Genomic DNA, 12,421 nt, shown 5'->3' on the forward strand with positions numbered 1-12,421 from the left:
ACCGCCGTCACACCGCCGTGAAGGGACACTCGATGTCAAGATTCCGCACCCGCGCCAAGGCGGCCGCCGCCGTGGCGCTGGCCGCCGCACTGGCGGTCGGCTGTTCGTCCGGGGGCACGTCCTCCGCGCCCGCCGCCGCCACCGGCACCCAGGACTCCGTCGACGCCGCGCTGAAGGCCGGCGGCGAGATCACGTACTGGAGCTGGACCCCGTCCGCCAAGGACCAGGTGGCCGCGTTCCAGAAGGAATACCCGAACGTCAAGGTCAACTACGTCAACGCGGGCACCAACAAGGACGAGTACACCAAGCTGCAGAACGCGATCAAGGCCGGCTCGGGTGCCCCCGACGTCGCCCAGATCGAGTACTACGCCCTCCCGCAGTTCGCGCTGACCGATTCACTGGCCGACCTCAACCAGTTCGGCTTCGGCTCGTTCGAAAAGGACTACAGCGCCTCGACGTGGGCGCAGGTCAAGAACGGCAACGGGGTCTACGGCCTCCCGCAGGACTCCGGCCCGATGGCGCTGTTCTACAACAAGGAGGTCTTCGACAAGAACGGCATCACCGTGCCGAAGACCTGGGACGAGTACATCGCCGCGGCGAAGAAGCTGCACGCCGCCGACCCCACCAAGTACATCACCTCGGACACCGGTGACCCCGGCTTCGTGCTGAGCATGATCTGGCAGGCGGGCGGGCACCCGTTCACCGTCGACGGCCGGAACGTCAAGGTCAACCTCGCCGACGCGGGCACCAAGAAGTGGACCGCGATGTGGGACCAGCTGATCCAGGGCAAGCAGCTCGCCCCGGTCAAGGAGTGGTCCGACGACTGGTTCCGCGCCCTCGGTGACGGCACCATCTCCTCCCTGGTCACCGGCGCCTGGATGCCCGGCAACTTCATCTCCTCGGTGCCCGGTGCCGCCGGCAAGTGGGCCGTCGCGCCGATGCCGACCTACGACGGCAAGCCGGTGACCTCGGAGAACGGCGGCAGCGCCCAGTCCGTGGTGAAGCAGAGCAAGAACCCGGCGCTCGCGGCGGCGTTCGTGCGCTGGCTCAACCACGCCGGCGGTGTCCAGCCGTTCATCAAGAGCGGCGGCTTCCCGTCGACCACGGCCGATCTGACCTCGCCGGCGTTCGTCGACCAGGAGGTGCCGTACTTCGGCGGCCAGAAGATCAACCAGGTGCTGACCCAGGCGTCGAAGGACGTGGCGCCGGGCTGGACGTACCTGCCGTACCAGACCTACGCCAACAGTGTCTTCAGCGACACCGCCGGCAAGGCCTACCTGAACGCCACCCCGCTCGACGCCGGGCTGGCGGCCTGGCAGCAGGCCATCGTCGACTACGGCAACCAGCAGGGCTTCACGGTCAGCGCGGGATGACCGTCCACATCGAAGGCGACGCGGGCCAGGTCATCGGCCCGGTCCCGCGTCGCCTCTTCGGCTCGTTCGTCGAGCACATGGGCCGGTCCGTCTACACCGGCCTGTACGAACCCGGTCACTCCACATCGGACGATCGCGGCTTCCGCGGCGACGTGCTGGAACTGGTCCGGGAGCTCGGTCCCACCGTGCTCCGCTACCCCGGTGGCAACTTCGTCTCCGGCTACCGCTGGGAAGACGGCGTCGGGCCGGACCGGCCCGTCCGGCTCGACCCCGCCTGGCACAGCGTGGAATCCAACCGCTTCGGCCTGCACGAATTCGTCGCGTGGGCCGAAGCCGCGGGTGCCGAGGTGATGTACGCGGTCAACCTCGGCACCCGCGGCATCCAGGAAGCCGCCGACGTCCTGGAGTACTGCAACCACGCGGGCGGCACGGAACTGAGCGAGCGGCGGCGCGCGAACGGCGCCGACCGCCCGTTCGGCTTCAAGCTGTGGTGCCTCGGCAACGAGATGGACGGCCCGTGGCAGATCGGCCACAAGACGGCCGACGAGTACGGCCGCCTGGCCGCGGAGACCGCGCGGGTCATGCGGATGATCGAACCGGACCTCGAGCTCGTCGTCGCGGGCAGCTCGCACGCGGACATGCCGACGTTCGGCTCGTGGGAACGCACGGTGCTGCGTCACACCGCCGAGCTGGTCGACCACATCTCGCTGCACGCCTACTACCAGGAGCTGCACGGCGACACCGACAGCTACCTGGCCAGCGGCGCCGCGCTGGACCGCTTCATCCGCACGACGGCCGGGATCATCGACGAGACGCTCGCCGAGCTGGGCCTGGACAAGAAGATCGGGATCAGCGTCGACGAGTGGAACGTCTGGGACCTGCGCCGCTGGAACGAGGTCGACCAGGCGCGGCTCGCCGAGGGCGGCTGGCGGCAGCACCCGCGGATCATCGAGGACACCTACACGGTCACCGACGCGGTCGTCGTCGGCTCGCTGCTGAGCTCGCTGCTGCGCAACGTCGACCGCGTCACCATGGCCAACCAGGCCCAGCTGGTGAACGTCATCGCGCCGATCCGCACCGAACCCGGCGGCCCGGCGTGGCGGCAGCCGACGTTCCACCCGTTCCGGCAGGTCGCCGCGCTGGCCGGTGGGGTGAGCCTGCGCCTGTCGGTCGACGGCGAACGGCTCCGCACCGCGCAGCACGGCGAGGTGGACCTGGTCGACGTCGCCGCCACGGTCGAGGAGTCCGGGCGCGGCGCGGTGTTCCTCACCAACCGCGCGACGGCGTCGCCGACCGAGGTCCGCCTCCGGCTCCGCGGCGCGCGGTTCGCCGTGTACGCCGCCGAAACGCTCACCACACCCGACGGCGAGACGCGCCACGCCGTCAACACCGCCGACTCGCAACCGGTCCGGCCGGTGCCGCTCCCCGGCACCGCCGTGACGTCCGACCCAGGGGGGACGACCATCACCGTGACACTGCCACCGTTGTCCTGGACCGTGCTCCAGCTGAGCCCGGAGGCGGGCCCGCATGCCTGAATTCGTCATCGGGGAGACCGACTTCCTGCTCGACGGCCGCCCGTTCCGGATCCTTTCCGGCGCCCTGCACTACTTCCGGGTGCACCCGGACCTGTGGGCCGACCGGATCGACAAGGCCCGGCGGATGGGGCTCAACACCATCGAGACGTACGTGCCGTGGAACGCGCACGCCCCCGAACCGGGCACGTTCGACCTCGCCGGCGGCCTCGACCTGGACCGGTTCCTCGGCCTGATCGCCGACGCCGGGATGCACGCGATCGTCCGGCCCGGCCCCTACATCTGCGCGGAATGGGACAACGGCGGCCTGCCGGCGTGGCTGTTCCGCGACCCCGGGGTCGGCGTCCGCCGGTACGAGCCGCGCTACCTCGCCGCCGTGCGCGAGTACCTGACCCGGGTGTACGAGGTCGTGGTCCCGCACCAGATCGACCGCGGCGGGCCCGTGCTGCTCGTGCAGATCGAGAACGAGTACGGCGCGTTCGGCGACGACAAGCAGTACCTGAAAGCGCTTGCCGAGCACACGCGGGAGTCGGGCATCACCGTGCCGCTGACCACGGTGGACCAGCCGACGCCGGAGATGCTCGAGGCGGGCAGCCTCGACGGGCTGCACCGCACGGCGTCGTTCGGCTCGGCGGCGCAGGCGCGGCTCGCGGTCCTGCGGGCCCACCAGCCGACCGGGCCGCTGATGTGCAGCGAGTTCTGGAACGGCTGGTTCGACCACTGGGGCGCGCACCACCACACCACCTCGGTCGCGGACTCCGCGGCCGAGCTCGACGCGCTGCTCGCCGCGGGCGCGTCGGTCAACCTGTACATGTTCCACGGCGGCACCAACTTCGGGCTCACGAACGGCGCGAACGACAAGGGCGTCTACCAGCCGCTGGTCACCTCCTACGACTACGACGCACCGCTGGACGAAGCCGGCGACCCGACCCCGAAGTACCACGCCTTCCGCGACGTGATCGCCAAGTACCACAAGGTGCCGGACAGCGTGCCGCCGCCGGCGCGGCCCGCGCCGGCCCCGAGCGCGGTGCTGCGCGACCCCGTCCGGCTGCTCGACGCCCCGGAACGCTGGGGCATCTGGGAGGCGCACGAGGAGCTGCCCGCGTTCGACGACCTGACACCGATGCCGCGGCTCGCGCTGCTGCGCACGCCCGTCACCGGCGACCGGCCCGGGGTGCTGACCTTCGGCGAGGTCCGCGACCGCGCGACGGTGTTCTTCGACGGCGCCCTGGTCGGCACGCTCACGCGGGAGCACCACGACCGCGCGCTCCCGCTGCCGCGCGCGAACGGCGAACTGCTCGTGCTGGTCGAGGACCAGGGCCGGGTCGACTACGGCCCGCGGATCGGCGAGGCGAAGGGCATCATCGGCGGCGCGTCGCTGCACGGCGAACCGCTGATCGGCTGGGACGTGCTGCCGCTCGACCTGGCCGCGGTGCCTTCGCTGCGGCCTCCGGTCGCTTCGCCGGTGGCGGGACCGATCGCCGGGCCGGTGCTGCTGCGCACCGACGTCTCCGTGGACGCCCCCGCCGACCTCTTCCTCGACACCGGGGAGTGGGGCAAGGGCCTGGCGTGGCTCAACGGGTTCCCGCTCGGCCGGTACTGGCGGCGCGGGCCGCAGCGGACGCTGTACGTGCCGCGCCCGGTGGTCCTGGCCGGCGCCAACGAACTGGTCGTGCTCGAACTCGACACGATGCTCGACCCGGCGGCCCGGTTCGTGCCGCGGCCGCTGCTGGGCCACACCGAAGCCTGAGACGTCCCCACCGAAACGAAGGGCAGTTCGACGATGAACCGCACGTTCCGGCGTTTGCTCACCGTCCTTTGTGTACCGATAGCCGCCGCCGGGCTCGCCGCCGCACCGGCGTCGGCCGCTACCGCGGTGACGGTGAAGCCCGACCCGGCCTACCGCCAGCAGCCGTTCGAAGGCTGGGGCGCCAGCCTGGCGTGGATGGCCGAGGCGACCGGCGGCTACCCGGACGCGGTCCGCACCAAGCTGGCCGACCTGGTCTTCGGCCCCCAGGGCCTGAACCTCAACATCGCCCGGTTCAACATCGGCGGCGGCAACGCCCCCGACGTCCCGCCGTACCTGCGCGCGGGCGGCGCGGTGCCGGGCTGGTGGAAGGCGCCGGCCGGCACCACCCGCGCCGACAAGGACTGGTGGACGCCCGGCGACCCGGCCGAGTTCGACCCGAAGGCCGACCCGAACCAGCGCTGGTGGATCGACCGCGTCAAGAACCGCGTCACGAAGTGGGAGGCGTTCAGCAACTCGCCGCCGTACTTCCAGACCGTGTCGGGGTACGTCTCGGGCGGCTTCAACGCCACCGACGAGCAGCTGCGCACCGACAAGATCGGCGACTTCACCGCGTACCTGGCGCAGGTCGTCCGCACCCTCGAACGCGCGCACGGCATCAGGTTCTCGTCGGTGGACCCGCTGAACGAACCCAACACGAACTACTGGAAGACCACCCTCGGCGCCGACGGGAACCCCACCGGCGGCCGCCAGGAGGGCGCGCACATCGGGCCGTCGGTCCAGTCGCAGCTGATCCCGGCGATGGCGCAGGCGCTGGCCGGCTCGAAGACGATCGTCTCCGCGCCCGACGAAACCAACCCGGACACCTTCGCCGCCGACTGGAACGGCTGGTCGGCCGCCGCCCGCGCGGCGGCGGGACGGCTGAACGTGCACACCTACGGCACCGGCAACCGGCCGATCCCGCGGGATCTGGCCAAGGGCGCGGCGAAGCCGTTGTGGATGAGCGAAGTCGGGGGCAGCTGGCTCGACCGGCAGGACTTCACCAGCATGGACCCCGGCCTCGGGATGGCCGCGCAGATCACCGACGACCTGCGGCTGCTCGAACCCAGCGCGTGGATCAGCTGGCAGCCGATCGAGGACTACAACAACATGAAGCCCGGCGGCGAGTCCGCGGCCGGGATGAACTGGGGCGAGATCCAGGTCCCGTTCGACTGCACGTCCGCCGACTGTCCGATCCGGACGAACACCAAGTTCGACACGATGCGCAACTTCACCCACTACATCAAGCCGGGTGACCGGCTGGTGGCGGTGAACGACACCGCGTCGACGGCCGCGATGCGCGGCGAGGACCTGGCGACGGTCGTCCACACCAACGCGGGGACCACCGAGCAGGACGTCACGCTGGACCTGTCCGGCTTCGGGTGCGTCCGGCCCGGCGCCTCGGTGACGCCGGTCGTCACCGACGTCACCGGCGCGCTGAAGCGGGGCAAGCCGGTGCGGGTGACGTCGGCCCACGCGACGCTGCGGGTGCCGGCGCGCTCGGTGACGACGTTCCTCGTCGACGGCGTCTCGGCGACGGCCGAGGGCACGGGCCTCGGCTCGGGCAAGCCGGTCACCTTCACCGGCGTGCAGAGCGGCAAGTCCCTCGCCGCGGAGAACGGCACGCTGGTCCAGCGCACGACGGACGCTTCGGCGGCCGCGCAGCGCTGGACCCTGACCGACCGCACGGGCCGCTACGGCAGCCGCGACCGGTTCACCATCACCAACGCCGGCACGGGCCAGGTGCTCCGCACGGCCGGCGGCGCGGTGACGCTGGCGCCGGCGGGCACCGCCGACCCGGCGTCGCAGTGGACGTTGTCGACGACGGGCGACGGGACCTGGACGTTCGTCAACGCGGCGGACGGGCAGCTGCTGGACGTCACGGGCGAGTCCCGGGACGACGGGGCCCGGATCGGCCTGTACCGGCCGACGAACGGGCCGAACCAGCGCTGGCAGGCCGTGGCTCGCTGACCCGGGCGGGGCGGGCGGCCAGCAGGACGCCCGCCCCGCCGAGGGCCAGGCCCAGGATCGTCACCGCGTCCAGGGTCTGGCCGTTGACCAGCCACGCGAGCAGCGCCGTCACGGCCGGGGTCAGGAAGAACAGCGTGCCGACCCGGCTCGCGGCCTGGCGGCGCAGCATGAAGTTCAGCAGCAGGAACGTGCCGACCGAGTTGACCAGCACGATCCAGGACAGGGACAGGCCGAACGCCGTCCAGTCGCCGACGTGCGGGGTCTCCAGCAGCAGCGAGGCGAGGCCGACGACCGGCGCGCTCACCAGGAAGTGCACCGCCGTGCTGCTGCGGACGTCGGTGCCCGTGGCGAAGCGCTTCTGGTACACCGTGCCGAAACTCAGGCCCAGCAGGCCGGCGAAGCAGAGCACGATGCCGGACGCCGACACGTGCAGCTGGTCCACCACCGCGAGCGCGACCCCGGCGCCGCCGAGCGCGAAGCCGAGCCACTGCGCACGGGTGATCCGCTCGCCGAGGACGCCGCCCGCGAGCAGCGCGATGACCACCGGGTTGAGCCCCTGCACGAGGGCGACGACACCGCCGGGCAGCCCGCGCGCGATGGCCAGGTAGAAGGCGCCGAACTGCATCGCCTGCATGAGCAGGCCGGTGATCGCGACGTGCAGCAGCTGCCGTCCCCGGGGCCACGGCGAGCGCGTCACCCAGGCGATCCCGGCGAGCAGCACGCCCGCGATGGCGAACCGCGAGAACGTCAGCAGCAGCGGCGGAACCGCGGCCGTGCCGAACACCGCGGCGATGAAGGCGCTGCTCCACAGCACCACGAACAGCGGGCGCACGGCGAGCTCGAGGCGTGCCGTGGCGGCCGGGCGCGGGGTGACGTCGGACGCCATCGAGGTCCTCCTGTAACCGGTCAGAGTGGTTACGGGGAAGCTAGCAGCCGTGGCGGTAACCTGTCCATGTGGTTACGCTGGCGGCGTGGACTTCAAGTACGGCACCGGGAACCTCGCGCTGGACCTCGTCGGCACCGTCGGGCACCGGCGCAGCGACGTCCTCGAGCTGCTCGCCACCCCGGCCGACCTGGCCCGCTGGGTCGCGGGCGCCGGGCTGGTCGACCGGCCGGTGACCGTGGACGCCGGCGGGTTCGCCGCGGCGCTGCGGCTGCGCGAAGCGGTGTACTGCCTGGCCTTGGGCGCGATCGAGGGCACCGGCTACCGCGCGGGCGATCGGCGCGTCCTCAACGAAGCGGCCGCCGGTCCCGCGGTGAAGACCGGCCTCGCCGACGACGGTTCGGTGCGCCGCACGGGCGGCCTCGACGCCGCGCTGACGGAGGTCGCGCGCGCGGCCGTCGAACTCCTCGGCGGCCCGGCGGCCGCGAACGTCAAGGAGTGCGCGGCGCCGGAGTGCACCCGGCTGTACGTCGACCAGTCGCGCAAGCAGGCGCGGCGGTGGTGCGACATGCGGTCGTGCGGCAACCGGGCGAAGGTCGCCGAATTCCGCGCCCGGCGGGCTTGACGGCCGCGTGGAACGGCTCGCCGGCGGTCACCCGGCGCGGCCCTCGCCGAACCGGGCGGCCCGGCCGGTAGAGTTCTCCCGGACCCGTTGAAACGCCAGCGGTGGTCTCGGTTGACGCTGCTGGCGAGCTCTTCCCCGTGCTCGCCGCTTGACGCATGGGAGGGGTGGGGCTGTGCCGACCACTGGCGACGGCATGGCGGAGCGGGTCGACGAGCTGAACGCCGTCCTGGCCGATCTCGTGGGGGTCCTCGAATCGGTGTCCGACACGCCGGGTCTGCTCGACGCCGTCTGCGGCGAGGCGGTCCGGGTGGTGCCGGACGCGGACCTGGCCAGCATCATGGTCGTCCGCGACGGCGTGACGCAGACCGCGGCCGTCACCGACGAACGCGCCCGCCGCATCGACGAAGTGCAGTACGCCGCGAACGACGGTCCCGGCCTGCTCGCGGCGCTGACGGGCGAGGTCGTCCGGGTCGCGGTCGACGAGACGGGCGGGCAGTGGCCCGACTTCGTCGCCGCGGCGAAGGAGCTCGGCGTCGGCAGCTACCTGGCGGTCCCGCTGCGGGTGGACGACACCCTCGTCGGCGCGATCACGCTGTTCGGCTTCGGAGCCCACGGCTACCACGAGTTCGACACGAAGGTGCTGCGGCTGTTCACGCTCTGCGTGGAGACCGTCCTGCGGCTGACCCGCCGCTACCGCGAGGCCCGCCGCCTCGCCGACGAGCTCCGCAACGCGATGGAGACCAGGGCGGTGATCGAGCAGGCCAAGGGCATGCTGATGCTGATCCACCGGGTCAGCGAGGACGCGGCGATGCAGCGGCTGATCGTCGAGTCCCAGCACACGAACATCAAGCTCCGCGACGTGGCGGCGCGCTTCACGAGGAGGATGAGCTCGGCCGACGGCGGGCCGCCGCGGACCTGAGTGCGGTCGGGGGTCGCCCTGCGACGGCCTGTCGTTCGGACGGGTGAAGGTGTGGCCGGGCTGGCTGATCGTGGCCCCCGGTCGCGCCCCAGCCCGGCTGCGGTGGCCCCCGGTCGCGCCCCAGCCCGGCTGCGGTGGCACCCGGTTGTGCCGCGGCCCGGCTCGCCGAGGGGTGGCACCCTGTCTCGCCGCGCCCGACCCGCTGGGCCGGTGGTGCGCCGGATTGCGCGGTCCCGGCCCAGCCCCGTCCCGATCGCCGGCCGCCGCGAACCTGAGCACCGGCGGCCGCTGCGTTCGGAGGCGAGGGCGACGCGGTCGACGCCCAGCCGGTCGAGCGCCGCCAGGTAGGCGAGCGACGTGCTGCTCGCCGGGACGCCGGCCCGGGCGCTCAGCGAGTCCGCCTGCTCGCGGGCCCCGCTCGCCCCGCGGGTGAAGCTGCAGCTGGAACACGCCCAGCTGACGACGTCCGGTCGCGGAGCGAACTGCTCCACCGCCGCCGTGAGCCGCTCCGGCGCCCCGATCTCGCGCACGGCCGCCGTCTGGCCTGCCGCGTCCAGCTCGTCCAGCCGACCGACGTCCTCGCTCCACTCGACGTAGGCGAAGTCGAGGCCGAGGGCCGGATCGAGCCGTCGGCAGAGGTCGGCGCAGTCGCGCGTCGGGTACAGCAGGCCGAGGCGGGTCATGGCTCCATCATCGCCGGGGCCCGGCCGAACACCGGGACGAGGGCGGGGTCGTTGAACGCCGTGATCCGGGCGATCCGGGTGCCGATCAGCGTCAGCACCTGGACGCCGTGCGCCGCGAACCGGCCGCCGCCGGCCGCCTCGTACTCGACGAGCGCCGGCTGGCCGTTCGCGCGGGTCGGGACCAGCCGCCAGAGGCCAGGGCGGAGCACGCGGTGGGCGAGGAACCCGGCCACCGCGTCGCGGCCGGTGAACCACGTCGGGATCGGGGGCATCTCCAGCTCGACGTCGGCGCGCAGCAACGCCACCAGCGCACCCAGGTCGGCCCGGACGAACGCGTCGACGTAGCTGTCGAGCAGCCGGGCCTGCCCGTCCGGCTCGGCGAGGTCCGTCTCGACCGGGCCGGCCCCGGCCAGCCGGTCGCGGGCCCGGCGCAGCGCGCTGTCGACCGCCGCGGGCGTCGTGCCGAGCATCTCGGCGACCTCGGCCGTGCGGAACGCCAGGACGTCCCGCAACGTCAGCACGGCCCGCTGCCGGGCGGGCAGGAGCTGGAGCGCGGCGACGAACGCCAGCCGCACCCCGGTCCGCCCCGCCACGACCAGCGCCGGGTCGAGGAGCGCGTCCGGGATCGGCTGGAGCCAGGGCACCGACGGTTCCGCGGCCGCCACCGCCACCCGGTGGTTGTCGGCGGGCGCGCCCAGGCCCGACGGCAGCGGCCGCCGGGCCCGGGTTTCCAGCGCCGTCAGGCAGGCCGTGGTCGCGATCTTGTACAGCCAGCGCCGCACCGAAGAGCGTCCCTCGAACCGGTCGAACGCGCGCCACGCCCGCAGGTACGTCTCCTGCACCAGGTCCTCGGCGTCGTGGATCGAGCCGAGCAGGCGGTAGCAGTGCGCGAGCAGCTCCGGCCGGAACGGCTCGGTCTCCGCGGCGAAATCGGTCATGGTCCCGTCCACGTTAGAGCGGCTGCAGGCCCGTGCCGCTGACCTGGTACTCCGCCGCGCTCCCGGCGACCACCTCCAGGACCGCCTTCGCGACCTGCTCCGGCGTCAGGACCGAGGGCATGTTCCCGACGAAGGTGTCGCGGTCGACGCCGTTGCGCGCCGCGTAGCCGGCCACGCCGGCCGACCCGAGGTCGGTGGCCGGGGTCAGCTGCGGCAGGAGCGTGGCGAACCGGAGGCCGAGGCCGCCACGCTCGGACTCGTCGGCCGCGTACGCGCGCAGGTACCGGATCGCGGCCTTCGCGCTGGCGTACCCGCCGCTCAGCGGCGAGCCGCCGATGGCAGCCGCGCTCGACATCGAGACGACGACGCCGCCCGGCTTGAGGGGTTCGCGCAGCGCGGCCCGCGTCCAGGCGAAGACGTGCCGGGTGTCGACGTGCCAGTTGCGGCTGAAGGTCTCCCACGTCTGTTCGTGCACGGGCGCCATGTGCGGCGTGGCCCCGGCGTTGAGGACGAGCAGGCCGGGCCGGTGTTCGCGGAGGACGTCGTCGGCCAGCGCTTCCTCGGTCACGTCGGCGGTGACGGGCAGGAACCGCTCGCCGAGCTCCGCGCGCACGGCTTCGAGCTGCCCCGCGGTGCGGGCGACGCCGACGACGGTGTTCCCGGCGGCGACGAGCGCGGCGGCGATCGCGCGCCCGAAGCCGCGGCCGGCCCCGGTGACGACGGCGGTGGTCTGGGTGGACATCGGGCTCTCCCGGAGGTCTGAGCGGTGCGGACCGGATCAAGACCTTCGGCAGCGGGAAAAATCGTCGGGGCTACGGAGTGAGGTGGGTCACACCGACTTCGGCGACGGCCGCCGGTGCAGGAGGTCGAAGCGGGACCACATGGCCTCGGCCGCCTCGATGGACTCGCTCGTGCGGGCCGGGTCGACCGCGGCCAGCTGGGCCACGATCGCCTGGACCAGGGCCATGCCCGCGGTCAGGGACGGGAAGAACGTCACGCCCTCCGCCGGCACGATCAGCACGTGCTCGGCCGCGCTCGCCAGTGCCGGGCTGGCCGCGTCCGTGATCGCGAAGACCCGCGCGCCGCGGCTCTTCGCCTCGTTCGCCGCGAGGACCGTGCTCTCGTACAGGCGCCAGAAGCTGATCGCCACCAGCGCGTCGTCGGCGGTGAGCTTGGCCGTCGTGTTCGCGAGTTCCGCGTCGCCCGCCGTGACGGCGTGGACGTCGTAGCCGGCCAGCCGCGCGTTGTGCGCCATGGCGATCCCGACCGCCGCGTAGCTGCCGTCGGCGATCACCAGCGTGCGGCGCGCCGCGGCGATCGCGCGGGCGACCTCGCGGAGCACCTCCTCGTCGAACCGCCGGTTCAGCAGGGCCAGGCTGTCGAGGTCGCGGCGCAGGGACGCCGAGCCCGGCGAGTCGACGCCGCGGTGTTCCTCGGCGACCTGCGGCGCGCTGAGTGACGACATGTAGCGCGCCCGCAGCTCCTGCTGCAACGCCGGCCAGCCGGCGAAGCCCAGCGCCTGCGCCGTGCGGGTCACCGTCGCGACGTTGACGCCGGCGAGCTGCGCCAGCTCGGCCGTCGAGCCGAAGGAGGCCCGCCTCGGCTGGGAGACCAGCACTTCCAGCACCGCGGCCGACTTCGGCCGCAGCCCGCGTTCGGGCAGCCGGTCCCGCAGCCACGCCTCGAACCCGTCGTCGGTCTCCGCCACCTC

11 protein-coding genes are annotated in these 12,421 nt (G+C 73.0%); 7 read left to right on the forward strand and 4 right to left on the reverse strand.

Translation table 11 applies throughout. The features are described 5' to 3' along the window. Positions 1 to 32 precede the first annotated feature (32 nt). From ACH54P_RS39710 to ACH54P_RS39725, 4 genes are all read left to right on the forward strand, one after another. Positions 33 to 1,373 (forward strand): ABC transporter substrate-binding protein, encoded by a 1,341-nt coding sequence (locus ACH54P_RS39710; RefSeq protein WP_489908423.1) that lies wholly within the window; start codon positions 33 to 35, stop codon positions 1,371 to 1,373. Further along, positions 1,370 to 2,908, forward strand: coding sequence for an alpha-N-arabinofuranosidase (locus ACH54P_RS39715; protein WP_489908424.1), 1,539 nt, complete (start codon positions 1,370 to 1,372; stop codon positions 2,906 to 2,908). Before ACH54P_RS39710 ends, ACH54P_RS39715 begins: the two co-directional genes overlap by 4 nt. Next, on the forward strand, positions 2,901 to 4,655 hold the full coding sequence (locus ACH54P_RS39720) for a glycoside hydrolase family 35 protein (RefSeq protein WP_489908425.1): 1,755 nt from the start codon (positions 2,901 to 2,903) through the stop codon (positions 4,653 to 4,655). Before ACH54P_RS39715 ends, ACH54P_RS39720 begins: the two co-directional genes overlap by 8 nt. A 126-nt stretch (positions 4,656 to 4,781) precedes the next feature. After that, a complete protein-coding gene (locus ACH54P_RS39725; protein ID WP_489908426.1) occupies positions 4,782 to 6,662 on the forward strand; it encodes an RICIN domain-containing protein in 1,881 nt (626 codons plus the stop codon). On the opposite strand, the gene ACH54P_RS39730 is transcribed toward ACH54P_RS39725, so the two are convergent. After that, positions 6,571 to 7,548 (reverse strand): DMT family transporter, encoded by a 978-nt coding sequence (locus ACH54P_RS39730; RefSeq protein ID WP_489908427.1) that lies wholly within the window; start codon positions 7,546 to 7,548, stop codon positions 6,571 to 6,573. The genes ACH54P_RS39725 and ACH54P_RS39730 overlap by 92 nt on opposite strands. 85 nt (positions 7,549 to 7,633) lie before the next feature. On the opposite strand from ACH54P_RS39730, the gene ACH54P_RS39735 reads away from it, so the two are divergent. From ACH54P_RS39735 to ACH54P_RS39745, 3 genes are all read left to right on the forward strand, one after another. Further along, the gene (locus tag ACH54P_RS39735) at positions 7,634 to 8,170 is read left to right on the forward strand and encodes a CGNR zinc finger domain-containing protein (RefSeq protein WP_489908428.1); all 537 of its coding nucleotides are present in this window, start codon (positions 7,634 to 7,636) and stop codon (positions 8,168 to 8,170) included. A gap of 193 nt (positions 8,171 to 8,363) precedes the next feature. Further along, positions 8,364 to 9,089, forward strand: coding sequence for an ANTAR domain-containing response regulator (locus ACH54P_RS39740; protein ID WP_489916913.1), 726 nt, complete (start codon positions 8,364 to 8,366; stop codon positions 9,087 to 9,089). 357 nt (positions 9,090 to 9,446) lie between these two features. Further along, positions 9,447 to 9,686: a hypothetical protein gene (locus tag ACH54P_RS39745; RefSeq protein WP_489908429.1), complete on the forward strand. Its 240-nt coding sequence runs from the start codon at positions 9,447 to 9,449 to the stop codon at positions 9,684 to 9,686. A gap of 82 nt (positions 9,687 to 9,768) precedes the next feature. Here the strand turns inward: ACH54P_RS39745 and ACH54P_RS39750 are convergent, their stop codons facing one another. The 3 genes from ACH54P_RS39750 to ACH54P_RS39760 form a co-directional block, all read right to left on the reverse strand. Beyond that, positions 9,769 to 10,710, reverse strand: a complete 942-nt coding sequence (locus ACH54P_RS39750) for an RNA polymerase subunit sigma-70 (protein WP_489908430.1) — start codon at positions 10,708 to 10,710, stop codon at positions 9,769 to 9,771. Positions 10,711 to 10,723: 13 nt separating this feature from the next. Then, a complete protein-coding gene (locus tag ACH54P_RS39755) occupies positions 10,724 to 11,452 on the reverse strand; it encodes an SDR family oxidoreductase (protein ID WP_489908431.1) in 729 nt (242 codons plus the stop codon). Positions 11,453 to 11,539: 87 nt separating this feature from the next. Further along, positions 11,540 to 12,418 carry a MurR/RpiR family transcriptional regulator gene (locus tag ACH54P_RS39760; RefSeq protein WP_489908432.1) on the reverse strand — a complete coding sequence of 293 codons (879 nt, stop codon included), beginning with the start codon at positions 12,416 to 12,418 and terminating at the stop codon, positions 11,540 to 11,542. Positions 12,419 to 12,421 lie beyond the last annotated feature (3 nt).

The sequence above is a fragment of the Amycolatopsis sp. N2S4-7 genome, from assembly GCF_058119595.1.

What these genes read in the sequence shown, in the direction of transcription:
- ACH54P_RS39710 (WP_489908423.1), top strand. Translation starts at nt 33, where the DNA reads ATGTCAAGATTCCGCACCCGCGCCAAGGCGGCCGCCGCCGTGGCGCTG.
- ACH54P_RS39715 (WP_489908424.1), top strand. Translation starts at nt 1,370, where the DNA reads ATGACCGTCCACATCGAAGGCGACGCGGGCCAGGTCATCGGCCCGGTC.
- ACH54P_RS39720 (WP_489908425.1), top strand. Translation starts at nt 2,901, where the DNA reads ATGCCTGAATTCGTCATCGGGGAGACCGACTTCCTGCTCGACGGCCGC.
- ACH54P_RS39730 (WP_489908427.1), bottom strand. Translation starts at nt 7,548, where the DNA reads ATGGCGTCCGACGTCACCCCGCGCCCGGCCGCCACGGCACGCCTCGAG.
- ACH54P_RS39740 (WP_489916913.1), top strand. Translation starts at nt 8,364, where the DNA reads ATGGCGGAGCGGGTCGACGAGCTGAACGCCGTCCTGGCCGATCTCGTG.
- ACH54P_RS39750 (WP_489908430.1), bottom strand. Translation starts at nt 10,710, where the DNA reads ATGACCGATTTCGCCGCGGAGACCGAGCCGTTCCGGCCGGAGCTGCTC.
- ACH54P_RS39755 (WP_489908431.1), bottom strand. Translation starts at nt 11,452, where the DNA reads ATGTCCACCCAGACCACCGCCGTCGTCACCGGGGCCGGCCGCGGCTTC.